Origin of the sequence: Zhongshania sp. (genome assembly GCF_047636175.1) — a bacterium.
Taxonomy (GTDB): Bacteria; Pseudomonadota; Gammaproteobacteria; order Pseudomonadales; family Spongiibacteraceae; genus Spongiibacter.
In genome coordinates, this window is the sequence record NZ_JBLIKC010000010.1 from 24855 (window position 1) to 48641 (window position 23787).

Here is a 23787-nt window from a genome sequence, read left to right on the forward strand (position 1 = left end):
AACGAGATACCAAAATATTTGCAGGCAAACACCCGAACGCGATTAGCAATTGACTCAACGAGACTTGCCATCGTCGCCGTTAGCGCGATCGCGCTCCCAGCTTTCAAAATCTTGTGTCACCAGATCAAGATAACTTAGCGCTTTATCTAGCTCCGCAGAATAACCCTTAGCGCGAAATTTCATTAAGCGCTGACGCACCCAACTCAGCTCGCTCACCAAATTACTGACGTTGCTATCCGCAACCACCTGCAAAGCAAGACTCGGGCTTACGACCGGCACTGACTGAGGAGTCAGTGAAGCTAGGTCGGCACCAATCGTCTCGAACTGACTACCAATATAAGTCCGAAATGCCCCAGAATCGTCGCGCATCTGGGGGGCAGTTACATCATTTGGATTGCTTGCCTGAAGCGGCATAAAGTTCGCACTTTCATAGTGTAAAACCGAGGGCGCCGAGTCATAGAGCTGACTAGCTCTGGGCTGCAAGCGACCGTCAAAAAAAACACTCAGCGGATCAGTGTAGCTATCAACTGGGTTATTAGCCGCAGACGGGCTACTATTGCGATCAGCCGCGCGCAGTAAGCGTGATTTTAATTCGCCATCAATGGCACTTGGCGTCTGATGGTTAATGCGACGCGCCAGCATCAGCTCTAAAGCCCCGATAGCAGCGAAGAGCAATGACACCAAACTTGGTGTCATTGAGACCCGCCGGGTGCGGACACGCTCCATAACGCGCTCAGCTAACTGCGCGCATTCCACCAGCTCAGACATCTTTAAAACCGTTGCGCCGCCATAGAGGGTATGGAAGCCTCTATGGATATCGTCAAGTATTTTCTGGCCATCATAACCATAACGCAATTCTGCAAGCTGCTCTGACAATCGCTGAACAATCTCCTCTGCTTCCGCAAGGAAAATCGCCAAAATACCTTCGTGCTCTTGTTCATTCACACTCAGCCCTACTTTATTGGCAAACAGCTAAACAGCACATCCAGCAATCACAACAAATGACTTTATTTAGCGGCGCCGCAATCACTAAAACAGTCTTGATAAGAACATTATCACCGATCGCTGGCGCCAAGGATGCCCACTAGGTCACACTTACGAAATATCGTGCAATATACCCGGAGCGCCCTTAAGTTGGAATTTCTTGACAATCAAAGGGACTAAGCGGGTGCCATAGCGCAGACTGCCGTGTTTAGGACTTTGATCTAGGGTTGCCGATAACAGCCAGAATTTTATGTTCCAGCATCGCCGCCGTAAATGGTTTAACCATATACGCATCTACCCCGGCCTGCGCGGCGGCAATAATTTGTCCGCGCTGAGCGTCAGCGGTAATTATTAATACCCGAATATGCGTTAAGTTACTGTCTGCCCTGATTGCCCGCAGAAGATCTAAACCGGACATCCTCGGCATAATCAAATCGGTAATAACAAAATCAAAACGCTGATTGTGGAGCATGGGTAGCGCCGACAAGCCGTCTTCCGCTTCACTAATATAGCGATATCCCAAGTCAGTGAGTAAATTACAAATAATACGTCGCATTGAAGAAAAGCTTTCCACCACCAATATGCGCATCTCAGCTGGCGAACACGACGCCGAGACAACAGGATCGATTTCTTCATGATCAGCCCTAAAGGGGTTTGGGCTTAAATCTTGAAGATCATCTTCACTCATAAACGTTGCGCCACCGCGTCATCAGCGTCCGCGTTTAGCGCCAATAAGCGCTCAACAAAGAACACTAAATGCCCTTGTGCCTTAGCTGGCAAAGGCCAAGTTTGCACCTGTTTTGCTAAGTCCCTCAATGCTCTGGCAGACGGACTACTTGGCGCCGCCAAGATCACCGGCTCTTGCTGGCGCACAGCATCTCTTAGTTTCAAATCAAACGGCACAGTGCCTGCGTAGATCAAGGCGACATCTAAAAATTGAGCACAAACTTGGTTCAAACTTTCGAAAAGTTGACGCCCCTCCCCTTCATCGGCAACCATATTAGCCAAAATACGAAAACGACTGCGACCAAAATCGCGCTTCAATAGTTTAATGAGTGCGTAAGCATCTGTTATCGAACTTGGTTCGTTACAGACCACCATTAAAACTTCGTGTGCAGCAGAAAGAAAATTGACCACAGAGTCCGAGATGCCCGCCGCGGTATCAATGATCAAAACATCCAATTGACCGGAAATATCACTAAAAGCGCGAATTAAACCCGCGTGCTCTAGGGAGCTGAGCATACTCAAGCGTCGTGTTCCCGACGACGCCGGAATAATTCTTATGCCCGCCGGGCCTGTCAGTAAAATATCCTGCAGGGAACACTGACCATCTAAGACTTGCTCTATGGTGTTTGACGCCTTGAGTCCAAGCAGTATATCGACATTTGCCAGACCAAAATCTGCATCTAAGAGCACGACCCTTGCACCATTTTCCGCCAGCGCGACACTGAGATTAATAGCGACATTACTTTTGCCGACGCCACCTTTACCGCCACTTACGGCGATCACTTGAATTGCACGCGTCATGATAGCTCCGCTGGCACTTCAGTGTTGTTAAAAATATTCTCACGCCAGGGAAAACCCCACGTTCTGCGACAATGTTCGCCAACTTGGTCGGCATTACACATCGCCATGATTTTCTTTAGCAAGCGCTGATCCACTGCATGAACATCAACGAGGAGGACAAATAAATTATTCTCGGCATAGGGTCGGTAATCATCGAAGGCAGGGTTATCCTGCATCAAGCCGAGAAAACCGCCCTCCCAAGCACCAAATAACAGCAGGGTTATGGGCAGCGAATACATAATAATAGTCCGCGCCACGCCGTCGTCGACAGTAAACAAGCTCAAAGCAAACACTGCCAACAAGACACCCAAGCAAAAACCCCAGAAACCACCGCGCCATGCCCCGCCAAGAACATTACTCAGCATCAGCGGAGATGCCAGCGGCAGACCAAGGCGCTGAACATCGGCGGCAGCACCGGTAAAAATCCGCCAGCGCCAGCAATTCAAATGCGATTGGTTAAGCATTTCAACAATTTCGCAAAGCTCGTTGTGATCGCGACTTAAAAATACCAGCCTACGTTTCATTATTCTTCATCTCCCGGGTAGACACCCCCGCGCCCAGCGCGGCATACAAACCGACGAGCAATAACTATCGCAATGACTGCAGCCGCTCAGCTTGACTTACCACCTCAGTCAGCCGAATTCCCAGCTTATCCTCTATCACCACCACTTCCCCACGCGCGATTAATGTGCCGTTTACCAGCACATCTAAAGGCTCGCCAGCTTGCCGGTCAAGCTCCACAATAGCACCCTGATGTAGCTGCAATAAATCCCGTATTGGCATATCGCTGCCACCCACCTCCAAGGTGAGGCGAACCGGAATATCCATCACCATGGTCAAATCTGGGCCGGCAGGACTCCGATCACGAAGTCTGGCACCGGCACCTTCGCGCGGATTTGGCCCTTTTAACCCTGCGCTATCAGCGTCTTGAAACCCGAGCTTGTCAGCCGCCTCCATTTCTTCTTTTAAGGCCTGACGCTGACGTCGCGGTTCGTCTTGCTTGTCCATATTGCAGTCTCTTAATCACATTTAAAGTCGCACGACTGTCGACTTTTTACATCCTAACTATTTATGATAATTGTTAGCGTTTTACAGCGCCGCGCCTTACTCAACTATTTTAAGCGCCAAATACCCATTCACAACGCCCAATTGCGCTCTTGCTACAGGCACGCCAGACGCCTTCAACACCGACGACTCGCGGCTGCTCAAGGGAATAACATCACCCACTTGCAAGCCGGCAACCTGCCCCAAACTCATCACCGGCTCCGCCAGGGTGCAACGTGTTACCACCCTGGTATCCAGCAGCGATTGACTCAGGGAGCTCTGCCACAATAAATTATCACCTGGATGCTCAGCCGATTCGTTCTTGCTAAGCAGCGCCATTACGGGCTCCAACATCGCCACTGGCAAAGCAATATGAAACTCACCGCCACCACCACTATCTAATTCAATCTGAAAACGACACACCACAATATTATCGGCCTGGCCCGCGATAGAGGCCATCGCGGGATTCACTTCCATTGCCAATGACTCGCAGCGCATTGCACTTGCCAGGCGCCAAGCTCGATCATAATCAGTGTGAGCGCGCTTGACTAATCGACCGATAACACGACGCTCTACCTGACTAAAGTCGCGACCGTCAGCATGGCCCTGAGTACCGTTGCCACCGAAGAACATATCCACTAATCGAAATACCAAGCGCGCATCAAAGACAATCATCGCAGCGCCTTTCAGCGGATGTAAGCGCATTAAATTTAGGGATGTAGGGACATACAAAGAATGTAGGTATTCGCTATAAGCTTGGAACTGCAGATCAATTGCAGCCACATCGACACTTTGACCTAGGACGTCGGAAAGACTGCCTCGAAAGTATTCCGCAAATCGTTTACTAATATGCTCGAGACCCGGCAAGGGCCGCTTTTTTAGACGTCGCCGACTGGCTAAATCAAAGGAACGTGCGCCTGTAGAACCCTTACTTTGCCGATCTGGACTTGGTGCTTGCGCCTGTACATTCGCCAATAAGGCATCTATTTCTGCTTGAGAAAGTAAATCCTTCACCATTACGCCCGCACCGCTACTAAACAAAAGGAATATAGGACTTAGAGCAAGACTTACGCCAATATTTTATTATTTAAATCAATGACTTAATAACTCGACCGTGCGTCAAAAAAATGACAGTCGCTATTTATCTTCCGCCAACCATTTACGCAACAAGAACATTGAATCAGCAAAGCAGTGCTTGGCATTGCTAAAGTCCTGCTGGATATCTTGAAAACTTGCATCGCGACCACGATATTCCAAACCGCGAAAATGCTGAGATAGATTTTCTGCGCCAAGCGATGCAGCCCCACCCTTCATGGTGTGCGCCATGGCCCTGAGCGTGTCGGCGTCGCGGTTTATAATGGCTTGCTCTATCGCCGCTAGCCGCTCTTGAGTATCGATCTCAAACTCGTCAATCAAGGAGCAAACATCGTCTTCCATAAACTCACGTAGTTCTTCCAATAAGGCTAAATCTAATGCAGGCATGTGCTCAAACGTCCTTGTTTAAATAGCTGGATAAATCGTGTTATCTATTCAGGGCTAATGCGTCGTTGATTGCAGCTTGCTATTTTTTGCCCGGCAATGATAGATAAGTCTACGTTATCGGCAAGTGAAACCGAGTACTAAAATACGTCTATTTTACGGGCATCGAGAATAACTTCGCCAACCGCCGCCATTTGTTTTGCAACCCTGACTATCTCCGCTTGCGCACTCATTGACTCTGTTTGCGTGAAACGGCGTGACAACAAGGAAATTGCCTGCTTCTTCTCGTTTGTTAGCACACTTAAAAATCGGCGGCGGAGCTGCGCTCCAGTTTCTGCTAATGCGGGCGCCAGGATATCTGGCGCTAGCTGTTTCGCCAAAATCGCAATATCGTCTTCCGCCATATTCACAATTTGGCCAAAGCCAAACATTAACTCCTCAACTCGGGCAGCCTGTTCTGGCTGACTTGCGCGCAGCCCATTAAGTAAGCTGCTCTCCGCCCCGACATCCATTTCATTGAGCAAGGCAGCCGCTAAAGAATCACCTGTCATCGCCCGCCCCATTGGTCGACCGACCTCGCTAAAATACTGCTCAAGCAAGTAATCCAGCTCTTCAAGCGCTGCCGGAGTTAGATTCTTCAACCCCGACAGACGGCCTAATAAATCTAATCTTCGCGACTCCTCAAATGCGAGCAACACCTCACTACCCTGCTTAGCATCCAGACAGGCAATAACAACAGCCTGTATTTGTGGATGTTCGCGACTGATGATATCGATAATGGTCTTAGCTTCGAGCCACTTTAACTTATTAATATGTCGAGACTGACCATGCAGGTCTAGGCGATCACCCAGGAGCTTTGCGCGCTCTTCGCCTAGCGCCTCTTCCAGCAAACTCAACACCGCGTCTCCCGCGCCCGGTTTCACCCCAGAGAAGGTGTTTACGTCGCGATGGAAACGCGCCAGCACGCGACCAAATTCTGCACTGCTCGGGGCGTCCATACAGCTCATCGCTGCCGCCAAGCGATGCACGTCGGCGGGCTGCAGTGCCCGTAAAACAGCGGCGGCCTGCGGTTTATCAAGCGACATAATTAAGGCCGCTGCCTGCTCCACATCCCCTAAGTTCATCGATGTGGCCATTAGCCCCGAGCCCCATTCAACCAATCACTTAAGACGCTAGCAACACGGGCGGGCTCTTCTTCAGCAATGGCCTGAAAGCGCCGTAATTGATCAAGGTAGTCACTCTCGATCTGCCGAGTTTTTGCTCGCAATTGCTGGTAACGATGGTATGCCCACGCGAAGCCACTACCGCCGATCAGCAATAGGCCCACGGCCAGATATAGCCGATGAATAAGCGCGAGCCCCCAGAAGGCATTACCACCATTATTTATTTTCGAAAACGCGCGAAACTGCACGCTTAGCTGATCTCCCCGCGCAGTATTCAAGGCCAAGCCTGCGGTAACGACCGCCGCAAGCGCTTCTTCAACGTCCGGCACGTGCGCAGGTCGATTTACTAAAATCAGAACGGCTTTCACTTCCACGCCTTCGGCAAGCCCATTTTTGTCGCCACTGTCTACTTGCACCGTTATTTTCATATCGCGACCATCAATAACTGACGTCGCCAAACTCAGCACTTTGCGGGTCAAATAAGCCTCGCGCTGACTAAGTAGGTCGTTTTGAGCTGGCTCAAACCCTGCACTGTAGACAGAGCGCCAGTACTGCCAAGCCACTTCCGTCATCAACAGCGCGCCGGCGATAAAACACAGCGCCATAACCAACATGGAAATATAGCTAGATATCGATAATGCCTCGGCCTCGATTATCTCTGCCGTCTCATGTTCTTGCACCACTAACGCCAACTCCCGCGACCGTCAATATAATGACGGCAATCGAAAATACAGGAACACGAACCATAAAGCGTCATTTTTTTGACAACCCATTATGAAAAAGAGCGTAGATCACAGCGATAATCACTGCCACCTCACTTATAACAGCAGTTATTGCAGTAATTAGGCCAGCATGGAGTAACAGCAGATACAGGGACGTGGTAAGCGGGGCGTCGATCTTTGCGCAAAAGGTAGGGTGTACATCCGGCAACAGCGAATAAGTCGCTTGCCAGATGCAGTCTATTGAGAGTTCACAGCGCTAGTTAAGCTCAACTAATTCAATAAAGTCAGCCAATACTGGTGTAGACGCTGGTACACCCCCAGCATCAACCTTGAGCGCAGACCCAAACTGATATTCTTTGCGCTCACCACTGCGGTCAATGGCCAGTGACGCAAAATCAAATAAATTTGGATCTGCCATTTGCGATGGTGCGATTTTTTGCATCGACGAGAAAATTTTCTCTATGCGACTACCATCGGTTTTTTCCCAATCCATGAGCATCTTCCGAATATTCTGGCGCTGAAGATTTTCCTGCGAGCCACAGAGATTGCAGGGAATAATCGGAAATTCCTTGTGCTCAGAAAAGGCCTCAATATCACTCTCACGGCAGTATGCCAGCGGGCGAATCACGATATTGCGCTTATCATCAGACAATAGTTTTGGGGGCATAGCTGATAGGCGCGCACCGTAAAACATATTTAGGAATAAGGTTTGTACGATATCGTCTTTGTGGTGTCCCAGCGCAATCTTAGTTGCACCAATATCTTCGGCAAATGCATATAGGGTACCGCGACGTAAGCGCGAGCAGAGACCACAGGTAGTTTTGCCCTCAGGAATCTTTTGCTTAACTATCGAGTAAGTGTCTTTATTAACAATGTAGTACTCGAGCCCCAAGGCATCAAGGTACTCAGGCAACACATGCTCTGGATAGCCAGGCTGCTTTTGATCCATATTCACCGCCACCAAATCAAACTTAATCGGCGCGCTATTTTGTAGGTTTATGAGAATATCGAGCATGGTGTAGCTGTCTTTGCCGCCAGATAGGCAAACCATCACCCGGTCGCCCTCTTCAATCATTTTATAGTCGTCAATCGCTTGGCCCATATGGCGGCGCAAACGCTTCTGAAGTTTATTGAATTCAAGTTTTGGCAAGCTAGACATAACACGCAAATCAATTGTAGGACTGGGCCGCGCATCATATAGAAACATGCAGTCAGCGGCCACAAAATCGCACTTTTGCGGTACTATTGGGTCCAGTATTTGGCCTTTACGTCCTCAATCGCTGGCAATCGGCGGCTTAGATGACTATCATTGGGCCGCCAAAATCTGCTGGCATGAGGTGTCTCGTACACGGCCAGACCCCGGCACGGGTGCATGTCGGACTGTGTAATCCACGTCCGATCGCACCCGCTCAAAAATCAGACCACCACCAGAAAGGGAATCGCCCAATGAAACAACCAGTTCGCGTCACCGTTACCGGTGCAGCCGGCCAAATTGGCTATGCACTTCTTTTCCGTATCGCTTCCGGCGCTATGCTGGGCGACGACCAGCCCGTTATTCTGCACTTACTCGACATCACCCCTGCTATGGATGCTCTTCAAGGCGTGCGTATGGAGTTGGAAGATTGCGCGTTTCCATTATTGGCCGGCGTGGTTTGCACCGATGATCCAAGCGTTGGCTTTAAAGATGCTGACTACGCCCTGCTTGTTGGCGCACGTCCGCGTGGTCCCGGCATGGAGCGTAAAGATCTGCTCGAAGCCAATGCCGCTATTTTCTCGGTACAAGGCAAGGCAATTGATCAGAACGCTAGCAAGAACATCAAAGTACTGGTTGTCGGCAACCCTGCTAACACCAATGCTCTGATTGCGCAGCGCAACGCGCCGTCTATCAGCCCGCGCAACTTTACCGCGATGACGCGCCTGGATCACAACCGCGCCATGACACAGATTGCTATCAAGACCGGCAAAACTGTTAATGACGTTACTAACATGACTATCTGGGGCAATCACTCAGCGACTCAGTACCCAGACCTGTTCAATGCCAAAGTTTCTGGCCAAACCGCCAGCGACCTTGTTGATCAAGCATGGCTTGAAGCTGACTTCATCCCAACCGTTCAGCAACGCGGCGCGGCAATTATCAAAGCGCGTGGCGCATCTTCTGCCGCTTCTGCAGCCAATGCCGCTATTGGTCATGTCCGCAGCTGGGCACTTGGTACTGAAGGCGACGACTGGGTTTCTATGGGCGTTTACAGTGACGGCAGCTACGGCATTGCCGAAGGCCTGATCTACTCATTCCCTTGCCGCTGCAAAGACGGCGAGTGGGCAATTGTTCAAGGCGTAGAAGTTAATGACTTCAGCCGTGGCAAAATGGAAGCCTCTGAAAAAGAGCTCGCTGAAGAGCGTGATGGTGTAAAACACCTGCTGCCATAGTATTACGGCAAATTAAAGAGGCGGCCCTTGGGCCGTCTTTTTTTTGTTCTATATAATATCGATCACTATCGCCAGCGCCCTTTGAATGGTGACTATTCTGTCAAAACGCGTTACCTTTTACGCTTTTTTAACATTGATAACCTGCTCCAAAACCATAGGAATAACGTCAAATGAATGTCTCCGATGCACTCAAAGCCAGACGCTCAATTCGTGGCTTTAAACCCGACCCTATCGCGCCGGAATTACTGGAAAAAATATTTTCAAACGCCAGCTTAGCGCCGTCCAACTGCAATACCCAACCCTGTCATACGGTGGTGGTATCTGGCCAAGCCAGAAAAGATTTGCAAGCTGCCATTTTCGCCGAAATGAGTGCCGGAAAAGCGCCATCCTCCGCGTTTACCCCAGGAGACCAAAACCTTACAGGGGTCTATAAAGACCGCCAATACCAATGCGCTATGGGCTATTACGGCACCATGGGTATTGAGCGTCATGAGAAAGACAAGCGCTTTGCGCTGATGATGAAAAACTGGGAATTTTTCGATGCCCCGCACGTTGCCTTTATTTCTATGCCTACCAGTATGGGGCCGGTCAATGCCGTAGATGTGGGTATTTACCTGCAAACATTAATGATGGTCTTGGTTGAGCACGGTTTAGCCAGCTGCCCCCAGGGCGCCTTGGCGTTTTATCCCGACGAAGTCTTTAAAATCGCCGACATTCCCGAAGGCAACGGCATTATCTGCGGATTGTCCTTTGGCTACGAAGACGTGGGAGCACAAATCAACCAGGTGATTATGGATCGCGCTCCGCTAAGCGATACAACTCAATTTATCAGCTAGCCTTATCCTGTTGGGGCCCCGGCGACAAGTTCTCAGCCGCGAGGAATTCACTGTCCTCAACTTCGCTGTGCCGCGGGTCCAGTTCAAAAATTACCGGTGAGGTCTCAAGTATTGTTACGAAGGGTTCGGTCTCATCCACAATCGCTACCACATGAGATTTACGGCGAATCGAAATACCCAGAGTGAAGCCCAATAGACACACCGCCGCAAAGGCAAATAGACCCCGCGGCCCGAACAGAGACATAAACGCCGACGCCAACGGCGCCCCCACCGCCGAGCTACAGCCATATAAAAACAAAATTCCACTCCCCACCAACACAAAATCACTGGCTTCGGCGTTATCTGAGGTATGCGCCAAACAAATTGAATACATCGTCATCACCGTTCCGCCCCAGAGCACGGCCAACAGTAAAAATGCATTGCCAACCACGGGAACGAACACCAACACCGCTGACACTGCCGCGCCCGCCAGGCTCATAAAATATAAAACTAAACGGCGATCATAGCGATCCGATAGGCGACCTAGTGGCAGCTGAAACAGTGCGCCACCCAATACCACCCCACTCATAAACAAGGTCAGTTGTGATGTATCCAATCCAAGCCCACGGGCATAAACCGGGCCCAGGGCCCAGAACGCGCCCGTTACTAAGCCGCTGGTAATAGCGCCCTCCATACCCACGTGCGATAGCTGCCAGAGGCGGCGAAAATCTAATTTCACTACCTGCATTGGCGCTGGCGCCAAGGTTGCTGTTAGGGAAACAGGCACAATTGCCAAGGACAATAATATCGCCGCTAAGCCAAAGAGCATCGGTCCAGACGGATCGGCAAAATTAAGCATCTGCTGACCGACGATAATCATGCTGAGGTTTATGACAGTGTAAAGCGAAAGAATCGTACCGCGGGTCTCACGCGTGGCGCGATCGTTAAGCCAGCTTTCTATCACCATATATAAACCGGCAATACAAAAGCCCACAATAAACCGCAAGACCAGCCATACGACGAAACCCGGAAAGGCATGAAATAGTAATACCACCGCCGAAAATACCGTTGCCAATACCGCGAAGCAGCGTATATGCCCGACACGTCGAACAATATGTGGGGTAACAAGACAGCTGATAACAAAACCAATGAAGTAGGTCGACGCGGTAAAGCCGGTCTGGGCGGCCGAGAATTGTTCTATCTCGGCCCGCAATGGCAGCAACGTCAGCATCAGCCCATGCCCAATTAGCACCAAGGCATCGGATAGTAATAATGCTGCCAGCGGCAATAACAAACGCCTCATAAAGCCCTATGCCCTATAAAATAAGTGATTGAACACTTGAGAAACCCAAGCATAGTTGCAGTTAATCGCAAGCCGAGGCGCGCAGTCTAACAGCAGCATAGGGTTTTGAACTGAGTATTATTTCCATATCCTATTGCTACACAGCAAGTCCTTACCTTTAAAGTAGCTAGCAAGGTATAACCCAATCGTGATTCACGTCGTCCCTAAAGTACACAGTAATTATGTTAGGACCGGCCAAGCCCCTAGCAGCGTTGCTTCCCTATAGCCTTTGTCTGAACGTCATGGCCAATGACAGCATCAAGCTCAACATTAGCGGCGGCATTGATGGACCAGGCGGTCAACTTCGCATCAGCGGCGACAATATCACCGTCTTAGACCGCGCCAATGGCTTAGTGCTGATATCACCAGATAATAATGACAACCTCAACCCCGATCTTATTAAGATACGCGGCACCTTAACAATTCCAAAAGGCAACTACAGCCTTAAAATCCTGCCAGATCAGGCCGCAGGGGTATCTGCAGATGAGCGTATCGTCAATCAGCAGGCCACTAGCGATGTAAAAAGTCGGGCTATCGTCACCCGAACAGACATTGTGCTGAATGACAGTTTTGAGTTTAAGGGCTATGACTTAAGCACCCGCTGATCTTAATAAGTCTGACGCCGATCAAGTTATGAAGGCCGCCACCGCGCTGGGAATTTCTCAAAGTCGAGGTATTAGCAATACGCTGCAAAACACCTTTGGCGTCGATGTCGTCAGCTTGCAGGGGGGCGACAGTTATGAAGACAGTTCGCTGGTAGGGGGTAAACATCTAAGCCCGGATTTATTTATTAGCTATGCACAAAATCTTTTCACACCTGCCGGTAGCGTGCAGCTCGACTATACATTAAGCAAAAACCTAGGTCTGAAAGCGCAATCTGGTAAAGCCTAAAGTATTGATCTCTTATATAAAATCGAACACGGCCAACAATAGCGAGGCGTCAATTATCGGCAAAAAGCCACTGCTATGGCCTCGTAAACAGTAATTCTCCCCTGCTAAGCCTAGACTATCTACCACACGGTTTTCATAGTGCCTCCGTCTACTACAAGGGTGGCACCCGTTATATAGCTAGCCGCATCTGACAGTAAAAAGGCTCCAGCCTTGCCGAACTCACTGGGATCGCCGTAGCGACCAAGGGGAATGGTAGCCTGACTCACAGCGCGCTGTTCATCAAAACTTATGGCCTTTGCCTTCGCCTGCAGCGTATCAAGATTCACCATACGATCGGTGGCAATTAAACCCGGCACTAAATTATTAACGCGAATATTTTCTGGCGCCAACTGCTTAGACAAGCTCTTAGCCAAGCTGGTCACGCCGGAGCGCATGACATTAGATAACAACAAAAAGTCCACCGGCTCTTTCACCGATGACGAAGTGATGGTCAAGATTGCCCCACCCCCGGCCGCCCGCAAATGCGGCAAGGTCTCGCGAATCATGCGGACTGTACTCATTAATGTCAGCTCAAAGGCAGTCTGCCAATCGTCATCGTTAAACACGTCAAATTGACCTGGCGGGGGCCCTCCAGCATTAACCACCAAGCCATCTACGCGGCCAAAATCAGCGCTTGCCTTGGCAACCCACGCGGAAATACTGTCCGCGTCGCTAGCGTCCATACAATAGCCCCGCACTTTCGCACCTGTTGCCGCCGCCAGCTGGGTTGCAGCCACCTGAATACCACTTTCACTGCGGCTGGCGATAGCAAGCGACGCGCCGTTTAACGCTAGCTGTTCAGCAATCGCGTAACCCAAGCCCTTGCTCGCAGCAGCGACTAGATACACCTTGTTGTTCACATTGAGTTCCATTTCCACCTCTTTTATCGATATTGTCTGCGAGTAGCGATATCGAAAACCACCGGTACCTGCAAAAAATCTTAGCTAAAAGCAATCACCTCTAAAAACGATTACCTACAGAAACTACCAGCTCGTGAAGCGATCGTATTGAGAAACTATTGCCTTGAAAAACCAACCCGCAGATTTGCACTGCGGACTAGCAAGACGGCATTATCGCAGAGAAACAAAATACTCGCTGGGTGCACACAGTCTTATCAAGAAGGCGACGCGCTGTCAGAAGTTGGTTAGAATAGCGCCGCGTTACAAGCCTACTCACACAAATCCAAAAAAACACATGACACTTGATATGATCGCTGTCAACATTGCATCGCTATGACAGACAACAAAACTATGACTATGACTACCACTAACACTAGCACTAGCTACCATCACGGCAATCTGCGTGAAGAACTCATGGAGCTTGCCGAAAAACACCTCGTTAATGAAGGTATTGGCGAACTGAGTTTGCGTGCACTAGCAAGGGAGATCGGCGTATCCCAAACTGCACCATATAGGCATTTCAAAGACAAAAACGCATTACTGGCAGCACTAGCGACCGAGGGTTTCCGGCGTTTTTTCGAATTTTGCACAGCCAGTGAGCGCGAACCGCGCGCAGACATTAGCCTTTTATATTTTGGCCTTAGTTATGTGCATTTTGCCAAAACTCATACTGAAATGTTTAACCTTATGTTTGGTCCAGTCTTACAACCGCGAAATGACTATCCAGAACTTTTTGCCGCTGGACGTGAAGCCATTTACAGAGTGCGAGCTGGTGTAGAGCGCGGTTTTAAAACTGGGGTATTAAGAGAACTAGATGACGTCGCCTCAATGGCGCACACTGTTTGGGCTGCAGTGCACGGGGTGGCAACCCTAATGCTGGATCACGGCGACACCTATGGTTACCACCGAGACTTAGATTTACAAGCCGAAAAATCGCTGCGCATGATGATCGCCGGGCTTTGTACTGACCCCAGCGAAGTCTCGCGGCTGCCAACGATCTCAACCGCCTATCCGCCAGAAAGTGCCTAAGCCCAAATACCGCCTAAAGGGTTTGGCGCAACACCACCAATGGCGGCTGAGTAATTAATTTACGGCAAGACAGCCAAGCTAGAGTACACATTGTAAGTACACCGATCAGCGGTGCCACAATAAACACCCCGCCATGCACAGCGACATCCATTTCTAATACCCAATACTGCAAACCAAATAAAGCGATGTTACTCCCCAGCGCCGCGAGCAAACCAGATAGTAAACCAACTGCCGCAAACTCCATTAGCAAGCCACTCACAATTAACTTTTTACTCGCCCCAAGGGTTCGCAAAATTGCGTTCTCTTGCAGGCGACTATCTAAACTGGCTAATACATTAGCCACCCCAACCAGCAGGGCACACACTACTACTAGCATCAACACCAACCCAATAGCGGTGCTGACCTGACTCACCACTATTTTCATTTGTTTGATAATCGTATCAATTTCAATAAGTGTCACGGTGGGAAACTGCCTAAGTAAATCACTGAGCAAGGCCTTTTTTTCAGGCGCCAAATAAAAACTGGTGATATAACTCCCCGCATAATTCTCTAAGCTTTGCGGCGGAAATATAAAATAAAAATTCGGCCGCATGCTGGCCCAATCTAAACTCCGAATACTGCTCACCTGGGCTTTGAGCAACTGCCCGCCAATATTAAACGACAACACGCTACCTATTGTCAGGTTTAGCTTGTCCGCAAGTTCAGACTCTACCGACACGGGTATCACATCTGAGTTCTGAGCCGGAAGGTCTGGCCACCACTTCCCGGACAGCAACCGATTATCGTCAGGCAAGTCAGATGCCCAACTTAAATTCAGTTCCCTATCTATGCTGCCGCTATTGGCATCAAGACCTCTAACTTCATTTAATTCCTGCTGATCAATATGCGTCAATCGGCCGCGGATCATCGGGTACAGGCCAGCGTCTTTCAAATCATGCTGCTTAAAAAAAGTATCTAGCGTTGCAATTTCTGATGGTTGAATATTAATCAAAAAATGATTGGGCGCATCAACTGGCATCTGCATTTGCCAGTCCTCAATTAATGACGTGCGAAGCACACCAAGACAGGTGAGCACCATCAGCGATAAGGCAAAACTCGCAACTTGAAAGGCATTGCCAATACGGCGCCGATAAATTGCCGCCAAAGCAATGCGCAGTGCACCGCCAGCGCGGCCAAGAAACACTCGACGGGCGAATGAAATCAAAAACAGCACTAGCACGCTGGCCAACAAAGCAGTCACCAATGCGGCACCTAATACCGCCGTACTCAGCAATACATCACCGCTATACCAGAACATTAGCAAGCCAATGCCAAAGATGCCCGTCAGGGCGCTCAGCAACAAACCCGTGCCGGTCTCATCATTCCCGCGCCGCAATACCCGCAGTGGCGAAACTTTACTAAGAGCAAACACCGGTGGCATCGCAAACACCGCGGTGCAACCAAAGGCAGTTACTGCCCCCACCATGAGCGGACGCCAGCTAGCGGGGGGAATATCCACCGCAATAAGTTCTTTCAGGCTGGCAAATAAAGCCCACTGCAAACCGTGACCACCAACACCGCCAACGATGATGGCCGCTAAGCAAAGTAAACTGAGCTGGGTCGTATAATGGCTTAATACCTGCCGTCGACTCGCCCCCAGCGCTTTCATTATTGCCACATTGTCCGTGTTGCGTTCGCCATAGCGACGCGCAGCCAAGGCAATCGCCGCGCCCGCAAGCGCGACACCAAGGCTCGCAGCTAATAATAAATAGCCCTCTGCACGTTGCAGGGTCGCAGCCATCGCCGGTTGACCATCACGGACATCCTGCCAGCTCTGCCCTTCATCTAATTGCGGCGATAACCACTGCGCAAAATCTTCCAGCGCCTGTTCGGCACCGGCAAATAAATAGCGGTAACGCACTAAGCTGCCGGGCTGGACAACATCTGTTGCTGCTAGGTCCGCGTAGTTAATCAGTCCGCGTGGCGCCAGCATCTCATTGATATTGCCTTGATCTGGTTCGCTTATCAGCGCCTGACTGGCAGTAAAGTCGCTATCCCCTAACCCGGCAGAGCCACCGACTTTCAAATCTAGCAAGGTGAACAGCCGCGAGTCCATCCATAACTCACCGGGTTTGGGGCCAGCCGCCTGCATGGTCGGTGCGCCGAATAGCTGATCGCTCACACCCAGCTCGCCGAGTAGCGGGTAGTCGTTTGAAACTGCGCGTATCGAGGCCAATTGCATGGCGTCACCAACATAAATCATGGAGCGAAAACTCGCCACCGTCGCGGTTCGCAAACCCCGAGACTGAGCCTCGCCAAGCCATTCACTGGGAACCGTGCGCGCGGTTTTCAAAACTCGGTCTGCAGCTAAAAAGTGGTGGCTTTGCTGTTCCATCGTGCGGCTTAGCCGATCTGAGAACCCCGCGATGCCGCTGACAATCGCTACTGCCAAGGCCAGCGAAAAACCCAGTAAGCCCAGCTCTCCACCGCGCCATGCTCGCGATAAATGGCGCATGCCACGAATAATCATACCGTGGTACCGGCGACCGGCTCTTCACGCAGCAGACCGTCATGCATCACCAAGGTACGTTCGCAGCGTTGCGCCAAAACTGCCTCATGCGTCACCAATACTAAAGTAGTCTTACTCTGACTGTTTAACTCAAAGAGTAAATCAATAATCCGCTGACCGGTGTGCTCGTCTAAATTACCGGTAGGCTCATCCGCAAACAAAATGTCAGGGCTAACCGCAAAAGCTCTAGCTAAGGCAACTCGCTGCTGCTCACCACCTGATAATACGCGGGGATAATGACCGCCACGCTCGGCCAAGCCGACTTTATCTAGGAACTGCTTAGCCTCAGTAGCGGGCGAACGATGGCCAGCCAACTCTAGTGGCAACATCACATTCTCTAGCGCTGTCATACCTGGCAATAATTGAAATGACTGGAACACAAATCCAACGTGACGTGCACGCAGCGCGGCCCGCTGATCTTCAGTCATCACACTGATATTTTGATTATGCAAAAAGATATCGCCACTGCTGGCATTATCAAGGCCTGCCAGTAATCCGAGTAGCGTCGACTTGCCCGCTCCCGATGCACCAACGATGGCAACGCTCTCGCCTCCCTTGATTTCAAAGCTGATCCCTTTCAATATGTCTAATTGCTGCCCACCGGTGACAACCGTCTTACAGAGATTATTAACACAAATCATGATGAAGTTTATTTCCCTTATCCATTCAAGCAGCACGGCACTTGTGCGGCTGATACTATTGTCTGGCGGCTTAATTAGCCTAATTCTGAGTACTACTTTCGCCACTGCTGCTGACGCACCCAGTCATAAAATACTGATTCTAGGCGACAGCCTGAGTGCCGCCTACGGTATTCGCCAGCAAGACGGCTGGGCTTATCTCTTGCAAACCGCGCTGGCTGATCGCGCGATCATCATCAATGCCAGTGTCAGCGGCGAGACCACCGCAGGCGGAGTACAGCGCCTACCGCGACTAATAAAAGAACACCAACCCAATATTGTGGTCATTGAGCTAGGAGGCAACGACGGCCTAAGAGGCTATCCCGCATCAGGGATACGTAAAAACCTGCAGACATTGATCAGCAAAAGTATGGATGCTGACGCCAAAGTACTGCTCATTGGCATGCAAATACCACCAAACTACGGTAAACGCTACACCGATGCTTTTGCGCAAAATTACGTTCAGCTAGCGGACAAATACACACTGGCTCTGGTTCCCTTTTTACTCGAGTCCGTAGCCGGCAAGCCCGCGCTGATGCAGCGTGATGGCATACACCCCACCGCTGAGGCCCAGCCGCTGATATTACAGAATGTATTGCCTACACTGCGAGCAATGCTGGATTAAGTTTTTGTAAGCCAACGATTCCCATCAAACCTAGCGGGACACATGATGACAGATGCCGACCAATTAGCTGCAATACAGGCCGCAGATAAGGTGATTTTGTTCGACGGCGTATGCAAGCTATGTCACGCCTGGGGTCGTTTTATTATTCGATTTGATAAAACTCAGAAAATTAAACTCGCGGCAGTGCAATCTGACGAAGGTCTCGCACTCATGGCCTACTATCAATTGAATCAAGCCAACACCCAGCAAGGTCGATACGACACCATGTATTATTTAACGCAAGGCCAGGTTTATGAGAAAAGCACGGCTTTCTTGGCTATCATGGCCACCATTCCCTACCCCTGGCGACTGCTGTGTATTTTCAAGATCGTACCACGGTTTATTCGAGACTGGGTCTACGATTATATTGCTTGCCGTCGCTACCAGCTTTTCGGAAAATATACTCAGTGCACCCTGCCAAGCCCGGATCACGATAACCGCTTTTTAAATTTTAACCGAGCCACCTTGAAACCTTAACTGTAGCGTCGTCCACTAAAACAGCTAGTCAAACCAACTTTAAGGGGTCTAATAACTCGCTTAACTGCTCTCGGCTCAGATCTGTCATCTCTTCCGCGACGTCGAGTATTGGACGCTGCTGTGCGTAGGCCTTTTTGGCAATATCAGCCGCCGCCAAATAACCAATAATAGGATTTAAGGCGGTTACTAATATTGGGTTCTTAGCCACGCTCGCCGCCAGTACGTCTTCGTTTACTTCGAAACCAGTAATAGCTTGATCTGCCATTGCACGGCAAGAGTTCGCCATTAAATCAATGCTCTGTAATAGATTGTAAGCAATCAGCGGCAGCATCACATTAAGTTGGAAATTACCTGACTGACCCGCCACCGTAATACAGCTGTCATTGCCAATAACCTGCGCAGACGCCATCGCAACCGCCTCGGGAATAACCGGATTCACTTTTCCCGGCATAATACTGCTGCCCGGCTGCAAGGCGATTAAGCGGATCTCCGCTAGCCCTGCCAGTGGCCCACTATTCATCCACCGCAAGTCATTACTTATTTTCATCAGCGTAACAGCAAGTACTTTTAGTTGCCCAGAAACCGCCACGGCAGTGTCTTGAGAAGACAGCGCTTCAAATAAAGATGGACTAGGTACAAATTCTATACCGGTGTCTATACTAATGGCGGCACAGAACTTTTCTGCGAATAAGTCCGGCGCATTCACGCCGGTGCCCACCGCCGTTCCACCCTGCGCTAACTGACACAGATATTGCTGAGATTCGAGCAAGCGATTTTTAGACTTATGGACTTGCTCAGCCCAGGCGCTGAGCTCTTGACCTAGGGTTAAGGGCATTGCATCCATCAAATGAGTGCGGCCTGTTTTTATCACCTTGTCTAGACTGCGCGCTTTCTCGCGTATGGTGGCTTCCAAGTATTCTAGTGCGGGTAGCAAGCGATGCTGTATTGCCATAGCCGCACTGACGTGGATGGCCGTTGGGATCACGTCATTACTGCTTTGACTCATATTAATATGATCATTGGCACTAACGCTTAAGCCACTTTGCTCAGCGGCTAAATTCGCCAAGACCTCATTGACGTTCATATTGGTACTCGTACCCGAGCCTGTTTGAAACACATCGAGGGGAAACTGCTCGCTATACGCCCCCGCAAGCAACTTATCTGCGGCGGTGGTGATGGCTTGGAATAGGGGCTCTGACAGCAATTCTTCCTTGTGATTCACCATGGCTGCGCAGCGTTTGACACGAACGATAGCCGCAATAAATTGGCTCGGTAAGGTGAGTTCACTGATTGCAAAATTATTGATGGCACGCTGTGTTTGCGCGCCGTATTTAGCACCTGTTGGCACAGAAATCTCGCCCATGCTGTCACGCTCAATCCGGTAATCGCTCATAGTTGCTTCTTCCTTCTCACGAGTATCACAGCTGCGACCAGTATCGTATCTATTACAGTTAAACCTTATCACCGCCAGTCATTAATGGCTGCAGACGCCGCCATTTTCAGCACTGATAGTGACATTATTATCACCGCCCGTTTAGTAAAATGAGTTCATTAAACACCTTTTCGGCGATATCACCCCGCGCCATTCCAAACATTGCATGGCCACAGACACGATACCCTCGTGTTATCGCCGCTAAATGCTTAAAATAACGTAAATTAACAGGGAGATGATAATGTCTGACTACCACAATGCCACTACCGAACAATGGCTTCAATGGGACAAAGATCATATTTGGCATCCCTATTCATCCATGCTGAACCCTGTAGAAATGATTCCGGTAGTCTCTGCAAAAGGTGTGCGGCTCACCTTAGCTGATGGCACCGAGCTAATTGACGGTATGTCGTCATGGTGGTCGGCTATCCACGGTTACAATCACCCAGCTCTAAATGCCGCTGCCACCGCACAGTTAAGCGATATGTCCCATGTTATGTTTGGTGGCATCACTCACCCCGCCGCTGCCACCTTAGGAAAGCGTCTGGTAGACCTAACGCCAGCCGCCCTCACCAAGGTATTTATCTCAGATTCCGGCTCGGTTGCGGTTGAAGTCGCCATTAAAATGGCCTTGCAATATTGGTACTCCACTGGCAACCAACATAAAACTCGATTGCTTGCACTGCGCAATGGCTACCACGGCGATACGTTTGGTGCGATGGCGACCTGTGATCCGGTGACCGGCATGCATCACTTATTCAATAAAGTATTACCGTCACATATCTTTATTGAATCCCCCCGCACCGCGTTTGGCAATGCCGCCAGCGACACCGACATGGCAGCCATCACCAGCGCATTAAAAGAGCATCATCAAGAACTGGCCGCGGTGATTATAGAGCCCATTGTACAAGGGGCTGGCGGTATGAAGTTTTACAGTGGCGACTATCTTCGCCGACTGCGCAAGCTCTGCGATGAGTATGATGTCTTATTAATCCACGATGAAATTGCGACCGGCTTTGGTCGCACTGGTAAATTATTTGCCTGCGAACACGCCGAGATCAGTCCAGATATTATGTGTCTTGGCAAAGCCTTAACGGGGGGCTATTTGTCATTAGCCGCTACCCTGTGCAGCGACCGCATAGCAGAAGGTATTTGCAATGGTGAAGCTGGCGTCTTTATGCACGGACCCACATTTATGGGTAACCCCTTAGCCTGCAGTATCGCCAACGCCAGTATCGACCTACTATTGGCCAGTGACTGGCAAACTAATATCCAAAGAATAGAGGCTATCCTCCGCGAAGAACTTAGCCATGCAGCGTCATTAACTTCTGTCGCAAACGTACGCTGCCTAGGAGCAATAGGCGTAATAGAACTTAAAGACAATGTTGATATGACGAGTATTCAAGCGCGATTTATCAATAAAGGTATTTGGATGCGGCCCTTTGGCAAACTGGTTTATACCATGCCTCCCTATATTATTAGTGATCAAGACCTAACTCAGCTATGCCGGAGTATTGTTGCTGCTGTGACTGAAGAGGAATAATTTAGCATGCCAACAGTGAATCTTAAAAATCGGCTGCACACCGTTATTTTTGGCACGGAACCTGGTGCGGGTAGAAATTTTGATATTTTTTTAATTATTATAATATTAAGCAGTGTTGCCGCACTATTCATTGATTCCGTTGCCACCATCCATCAAAAATACGGAGACTGGCTATTCGCAGCAGAAGTTGTGTTTACGGTGCTATTCACACTGGAATATGCGGCGCGCATTTATTGTTCGCCCAACCGTCGAGCCTATATTTTCAGCTTCTACGGTGTGGTAGACCTGCTGGCTACCATACCCACTTATCTATCTTTACTAATACCCGGCGCCCAACATCTTTTGATCATTCGAATATTTCGGGTCCTGAGGGTATTTCGAGTTTTCAAATTATTTCATTATATGAGCGAAGCCAACGTCCTCATTCGGTCACTGGTATCTTCGCGCAGAAAGATATCTGTTTTTTTAGTATGTGTGCTCACACTTATCGTTATTTTTGGCGCTTTAATGTACCTCATCGAAGGCCCCCAAAACGGCTTCACGAGTTTGCCGCGCAGTATGTATTGGGCCATTGTTACAGTAACCACCGTAGGTTACGGCGACATCGCCCCGCGCACCCCACTGGGCCAGCTAGTCGCCGCTATGGCTATGATCACCAGCTATGCCATTATCGCTATTCCTACCGGTATTCTAAGTGCCGAGTTAATACAAGAAAGCCAACGTAATATTAGTAATAAGCAATGCGATAGTTGTAAGAAATTTGGCCATGAAAAAGACTCTGACTTCTGCCGTCACTGCGGCGACAAACTGCTTCCACCTAGTTAAAAACTCAAAAAAATATAGCCCGATTAAAACGACATAATATACTGTGCCAAAAGGTGATCAGCTAATTCTAAGGGGATGCACTGCATGATTGAAAGACTAGCTTTGACGGTCTCAGGCCAAGGTTTGCACAGTGTCACGAGTATGATCAGCGAAACTATATCCCGGCTATATCGCGGCCAAGATGGTCTCTGCACCCTGTTCATTCAGCACACGTCGGCTAGCCTTCTGGTTCAAGAAAATTATGATGACAGCGCCCGCAGAGACTTGGAACACTGGTTAAACCGCTTGGTGCCCGAGCACGACCCTCTCTACACCCACACGCTTGAAGGCAGCGATGATATGCCCGCTCATATAAAAGCCTCACTAACCGCAACCTCTCTATCCATACCAATAATCGACGGTCAACTCGCCCTTGGAAGTTGGCAGGGCATTTACCTGTGGGAGCACCGGCATGCGGCGACAAGGCGTAATATCATCATGCATATCGGCAGTTGAGCCACCCGTATTCAGTTTGCGTTAATCTGCAACTAGTAACCTCTTTACCCATATACATGGGCAAACAATATGAACTAAGCGTCATTTTTAGGTCTTAAAGCCTGTGGTATTCTGGGCCAGATTTTTTCAACACTAATAAACTAGGTGCTTACTCCATGAGTAGTATTAAAAATATTGTATTAAGCCTATCAATGATAGGGGCGTCGGCCTTTTGCAGCGCTATCGAAGTTAACGGCACCCTGCCGAGCTTTGAGGTTCCATCCAAAGGTGAGCTCATACTGGATAACGACAAAATACACCATCAACCTTGGTCGACAGCGCAAATAAGCACAGGCACACCCGCCTTGGTTTTCCACGTCGCCGCCAGAATGTCTGCTGACTCGATTATCGCGCCGCTCAAAGAGCGTCTCAACCAAGCGAACTATGAGCCAGGCAGCTTCCAGTCAATCAGTATTATTAATCTAGATGATGCGCTGTGGGGCACGTCGGGACTGGTTAGCGGTGAGCTAGTCAAGAACAAACGCGAGCACCCAGAGGCGGTGCTTGTAGCGGATGAGGAAGGCCATGGTCTTGCCGCGTGGCAATTGGAACAGGGAACCGTGGCGTTTATCTTGGTGGATTATAAGGGTAAAATTCGCTACCTAAAGCAGGGTAAATTGTCGGCAGACGATATTAATACTATTATCGCGATGCTAGACGAAGAGATAGCAAAGAGCAAAAGCTAAG

At 49.7% G+C, this 23787-nt stretch carries 26 protein-coding genes; 11 read left to right on the forward strand and 15 right to left on the reverse strand.

What is annotated here, in order from left to right:
• Nucleotides 1–54: 54 nt before the first annotated feature.
• The 10 genes from ACI955_RS07625 to ttcA all read right to left on the reverse strand — a co-directional run bounded on the left by ACI955_RS07625 (nt 55) and on the right by ttcA (nt 8117).
• Nucleotides 55–945, reverse strand: a complete 891-nt coding sequence (locus ACI955_RS07625; protein ID WP_415243143.1) for an Hpt domain-containing protein — start codon at nt 943–945, stop codon at nt 55–57.
• Nucleotides 946–1192: 247 nt separating this feature from the next.
• Nucleotides 1193–1573, reverse strand: a complete 381-nt coding sequence (locus ACI955_RS07630; RefSeq protein ID WP_415243257.1) for a response regulator — start codon at nt 1571–1573, stop codon at nt 1193–1195.
• Nucleotides 1574–1668: 95 nt separating this feature from the next.
• The gene (locus ACI955_RS07635; protein ID WP_415243144.1) at nt 1669–2511 is read right to left on the reverse strand and encodes a MinD/ParA family ATP-binding protein; all 843 of its coding nucleotides are present in this window, start codon (nt 2509–2511) and stop codon (nt 1669–1671) included.
• Nucleotides 2508–3074, reverse strand: a complete 567-nt coding sequence (locus tag ACI955_RS07640) for a hypothetical protein (RefSeq protein WP_415243145.1) — start codon at nt 3072–3074, stop codon at nt 2508–2510. Before ACI955_RS07640 ends, ACI955_RS07635 begins: the two co-directional genes overlap by 4 nt.
• Before the next feature lie 64 nt (nt 3075–3138).
• Nucleotides 3139–3558 carry a flagellar motor switch protein FliN gene (gene fliN, locus ACI955_RS07645; RefSeq protein WP_415243146.1) on the reverse strand — a complete coding sequence of 140 codons (420 nt, stop codon included), beginning with the start codon at nt 3556–3558 and terminating at the stop codon, nt 3139–3141.
• A 96-nt stretch (nt 3559–3654) separates the two neighbouring features.
• Entirely contained in the window at nt 3655–4611 is a 957-nt protein-coding gene (gene fliM / locus ACI955_RS07650) for a flagellar motor switch protein FliM (protein WP_415243147.1), read from the reverse strand.
• A 120-nt stretch (nt 4612–4731) separates the two neighbouring features.
• Nucleotides 4732–5076, reverse strand: coding sequence for an Hpt domain-containing protein (locus ACI955_RS07655; protein WP_415243148.1), 345 nt, complete (start codon nt 5074–5076; stop codon nt 4732–4734).
• 137 nt (nt 5077–5213) lie between these two features.
• Nucleotides 5214–6209: a FliG C-terminal domain-containing protein gene (locus ACI955_RS07660; RefSeq protein ID WP_415243149.1), complete on the reverse strand. Its 996-nt coding sequence runs from the start codon at nt 6207–6209 to the stop codon at nt 5214–5216.
• Nucleotides 6209–6919: a hypothetical protein gene (locus ACI955_RS07665; protein ID WP_415243150.1), complete on the reverse strand. Its 711-nt coding sequence runs from the start codon at nt 6917–6919 to the stop codon at nt 6209–6211. Before ACI955_RS07665 ends, ACI955_RS07660 begins: the two co-directional genes overlap by 1 nt.
• 295 nt (nt 6920–7214) lie before the next feature.
• Nucleotides 7215–8117 (reverse strand): tRNA 2-thiocytidine(32) synthetase TtcA, encoded by a 903-nt coding sequence (gene ttcA, locus ACI955_RS07670; RefSeq protein ID WP_415243258.1) that lies wholly within the window; start codon nt 8115–8117, stop codon nt 7215–7217.
• A 287-nt stretch (nt 8118–8404) separates the two neighbouring features.
• Between ttcA and ACI955_RS07675 the strand changes: the two genes are divergently transcribed.
• Both ACI955_RS07675 and ACI955_RS07680 read left to right on the forward strand, forming a co-directional pair.
• Nucleotides 8405–9385: a malate dehydrogenase gene (locus ACI955_RS07675; RefSeq protein ID WP_415243151.1), complete on the forward strand. Its 981-nt coding sequence runs from the start codon at nt 8405–8407 to the stop codon at nt 9383–9385.
• 170 nt (nt 9386–9555) lie between these two features.
• Nucleotides 9556–10221: a nitroreductase gene (locus ACI955_RS07680; RefSeq protein WP_415243152.1), complete on the forward strand. Its 666-nt coding sequence runs from the start codon at nt 9556–9558 to the stop codon at nt 10219–10221.
• On the opposite strand, the gene ACI955_RS07685 is transcribed toward ACI955_RS07680, so the two are convergent.
• On the reverse strand, nt 10214–11503 hold the full coding sequence (locus tag ACI955_RS07685) for an MFS transporter (protein WP_415243153.1): 1290 nt from the start codon (nt 11501–11503) through the stop codon (nt 10214–10216). The two genes, ACI955_RS07680 and ACI955_RS07685, sit on opposite strands and share 8 nt — an antisense overlap.
• 221 nt (nt 11504–11724) lie before the next feature.
• On the opposite strand from ACI955_RS07685, the gene ACI955_RS07690 reads away from it, so the two are divergent.
• On the forward strand, nt 11725–12147 hold the full coding sequence (locus ACI955_RS07690; protein WP_415243154.1) for a hypothetical protein: 423 nt from the start codon (nt 11725–11727) through the stop codon (nt 12145–12147).
• A 28-nt stretch (nt 12148–12175) separates the two neighbouring features.
• Nucleotides 12176–12433 carry a translocation/assembly module TamB domain-containing protein gene (locus ACI955_RS07695; protein WP_415243155.1) on the forward strand — a complete coding sequence of 86 codons (258 nt, stop codon included), beginning with the start codon at nt 12176–12178 and terminating at the stop codon, nt 12431–12433.
• 119 nt (nt 12434–12552) lie between these two features.
• On the opposite strand, the gene ACI955_RS07700 is transcribed toward ACI955_RS07695, so the two are convergent.
• A complete protein-coding gene (locus tag ACI955_RS07700) occupies nt 12553–13344 on the reverse strand; it encodes an SDR family oxidoreductase (RefSeq protein ID WP_415243156.1) in 792 nt (263 codons plus the stop codon).
• Nucleotides 13345–13722: 378 nt separating this feature from the next.
• Here ACI955_RS07700 and ACI955_RS07705 point away from each other — a divergent pair, with 378 nt between their 5' ends.
• Nucleotides 13723–14400: a TetR/AcrR family transcriptional regulator gene (locus ACI955_RS07705; RefSeq protein WP_415243157.1), complete on the forward strand. Its 678-nt coding sequence runs from the start codon at nt 13723–13725 to the stop codon at nt 14398–14400.
• A 13-nt stretch (nt 14401–14413) separates the two neighbouring features.
• Here ACI955_RS07705 and ACI955_RS07710 read toward each other — a convergent pair whose 3' ends face one another.
• The gene (locus ACI955_RS07710) at nt 14414–16909 is read right to left on the reverse strand and encodes an ABC transporter permease (RefSeq protein ID WP_415243158.1); all 2496 of its coding nucleotides are present in this window, start codon (nt 16907–16909) and stop codon (nt 14414–14416) included.
• Nucleotides 16906–17601 carry an ABC transporter ATP-binding protein gene (locus ACI955_RS07715; protein ID WP_415243259.1) on the reverse strand — a complete coding sequence of 232 codons (696 nt, stop codon included), beginning with the start codon at nt 17599–17601 and terminating at the stop codon, nt 16906–16908. Before ACI955_RS07715 ends, ACI955_RS07710 begins: the two co-directional genes overlap by 4 nt.
• On the opposite strand from ACI955_RS07715, the gene ACI955_RS07720 reads away from it, so the two are divergent.
• Both ACI955_RS07720 and ACI955_RS07725 read left to right on the forward strand, forming a co-directional pair.
• Entirely contained in the window at nt 17588–18250 is a 663-nt protein-coding gene (locus ACI955_RS07720) for an arylesterase (protein ID WP_415243159.1), read from the forward strand. The two genes, ACI955_RS07715 and ACI955_RS07720, sit on opposite strands and share 14 nt — an antisense overlap.
• A gap of 42 nt (nt 18251–18292) precedes the next feature.
• Entirely contained in the window at nt 18293–18766 is a 474-nt protein-coding gene (locus tag ACI955_RS07725) for a thiol-disulfide oxidoreductase DCC family protein (RefSeq protein ID WP_415243160.1), read from the forward strand.
• Between the two features lie 28 nt (nt 18767–18794).
• Here the strand turns inward: ACI955_RS07725 and ACI955_RS07730 are convergent, their stop codons facing one another.
• Nucleotides 18795–20159, reverse strand: coding sequence for a class II fumarate hydratase (locus tag ACI955_RS07730; protein ID WP_415243161.1), 1365 nt, complete (start codon nt 20157–20159; stop codon nt 18795–18797).
• Between the two features lie 280 nt (nt 20160–20439).
• Here ACI955_RS07730 and bioA point away from each other — a divergent pair, with 280 nt between their 5' ends.
• The 4 genes from bioA (at nt 20440) to ACI955_RS07750 (ending at nt 23786) form a co-directional block, all read left to right on the forward strand.
• Nucleotides 20440–21741 (forward strand): adenosylmethionine--8-amino-7-oxononanoate transaminase, encoded by a 1302-nt coding sequence (bioA, locus tag ACI955_RS07735; protein WP_415243162.1) that lies wholly within the window; start codon nt 20440–20442, stop codon nt 21739–21741.
• Between the two features lie 6 nt (nt 21742–21747).
• The gene (locus ACI955_RS07740) at nt 21748–22566 is read left to right on the forward strand and encodes an ion transporter (protein ID WP_415243163.1); all 819 of its coding nucleotides are present in this window, start codon (nt 21748–21750) and stop codon (nt 22564–22566) included.
• Nucleotides 22567–22650: 84 nt separating this feature from the next.
• Nucleotides 22651–23061 carry a secondary thiamine-phosphate synthase enzyme YjbQ gene (locus ACI955_RS07745; RefSeq protein WP_415243164.1) on the forward strand — a complete coding sequence of 137 codons (411 nt, stop codon included), beginning with the start codon at nt 22651–22653 and terminating at the stop codon, nt 23059–23061.
• A 155-nt stretch (nt 23062–23216) separates the two neighbouring features.
• Nucleotides 23217–23786: a YtfJ family protein gene (locus tag ACI955_RS07750; protein WP_415243165.1), complete on the forward strand. Its 570-nt coding sequence runs from the start codon at nt 23217–23219 to the stop codon at nt 23784–23786.
• Nucleotide 23787: the final 1 nt, after the last annotated feature.

Coding starts and splice junctions, on each gene's coding strand:
- fliN (WP_415243146.1), bottom strand. CDS start 3,558: ATGGACAAGCAAGACGAACCGCGACGTCAGCGTCAGGCCTTAAAAGAA.
- ACI955_RS07725 (WP_415243160.1), top strand. CDS start 18,293: ATGATGACAGATGCCGACCAATTAGCTGCAATACAGGCCGCAGATAAG.
- ACI955_RS07720 (WP_415243159.1), top strand. CDS start 17,588: ATGATGAAGTTTATTTCCCTTATCCATTCAAGCAGCACGGCACTTGTG.
- ACI955_RS07710 (WP_415243158.1), bottom strand. CDS start 16,909: ATGATTATTCGTGGCATGCGCCATTTATCGCGAGCATGGCGCGGTGGA.
- ACI955_RS07640 (WP_415243145.1), bottom strand. CDS start 3,074: ATGAAACGTAGGCTGGTATTTTTAAGTCGCGATCACAACGAGCTTTGC.
- ACI955_RS07675 (WP_415243151.1), top strand. CDS start 8,405: ATGAAACAACCAGTTCGCGTCACCGTTACCGGTGCAGCCGGCCAAATT.
- ACI955_RS07660 (WP_415243149.1), bottom strand. CDS start 6,209: ATGGCCACATCGATGAACTTAGGGGATGTGGAGCAGGCAGCGGCCTTA.
- ACI955_RS07740 (WP_415243163.1), top strand. CDS start 21,748: ATGCCAACAGTGAATCTTAAAAATCGGCTGCACACCGTTATTTTTGGC.
- bioA (WP_415243162.1), top strand. CDS start 20,440: ATGTCTGACTACCACAATGCCACTACCGAACAATGGCTTCAATGGGAC.
- ACI955_RS07750 (WP_415243165.1), top strand. CDS start 23,217: ATGAGTAGTATTAAAAATATTGTATTAAGCCTATCAATGATAGGGGCG.
- ACI955_RS07745 (WP_415243164.1), top strand. CDS start 22,651: ATGATTGAAAGACTAGCTTTGACGGTCTCAGGCCAAGGTTTGCACAGT.
- ACI955_RS07630 (WP_415243257.1), bottom strand. CDS start 1,573: ATGCGCATATTGGTGGTGGAAAGCTTTTCTTCAATGCGACGTATTATT.
- ttcA (WP_415243258.1), bottom strand. CDS start 8,117: ATGTCTAGCTTGCCAAAACTTGAATTCAATAAACTTCAGAAGCGTTTG.
- ACI955_RS07680 (WP_415243152.1), top strand. CDS start 9,556: ATGAATGTCTCCGATGCACTCAAAGCCAGACGCTCAATTCGTGGCTTT.
- ACI955_RS07685 (WP_415243153.1), bottom strand. CDS start 11,503: ATGAGGCGTTTGTTATTGCCGCTGGCAGCATTATTACTATCCGATGCC.
- ACI955_RS07705 (WP_415243157.1), top strand. CDS start 13,723: ATGACTATGACTACCACTAACACTAGCACTAGCTACCATCACGGCAAT.
- ACI955_RS07690 (WP_415243154.1), top strand. CDS start 11,725: ATGTTAGGACCGGCCAAGCCCCTAGCAGCGTTGCTTCCCTATAGCCTT.
- ACI955_RS07655 (WP_415243148.1), bottom strand. CDS start 5,076: ATGCCTGCATTAGATTTAGCCTTATTGGAAGAACTACGTGAGTTTATG.
- ACI955_RS07695 (WP_415243155.1), top strand. CDS start 12,176: ATGAAGGCCGCCACCGCGCTGGGAATTTCTCAAAGTCGAGGTATTAGC.
- ACI955_RS07730 (WP_415243161.1), bottom strand. CDS start 20,159: ATGAGCGATTACCGGATTGAGCGTGACAGCATGGGCGAGATTTCTGTG.
- fliM (WP_415243147.1), bottom strand. CDS start 4,611: ATGGTGAAGGATTTACTTTCTCAAGCAGAAATAGATGCCTTATTGGCG.
- ACI955_RS07700 (WP_415243156.1), bottom strand. CDS start 13,344: ATGGAACTCAATGTGAACAACAAGGTGTATCTAGTCGCTGCTGCGAGC.
- ACI955_RS07635 (WP_415243144.1), bottom strand. CDS start 2,511: ATGACGCGTGCAATTCAAGTGATCGCCGTAAGTGGCGGTAAAGGTGGC.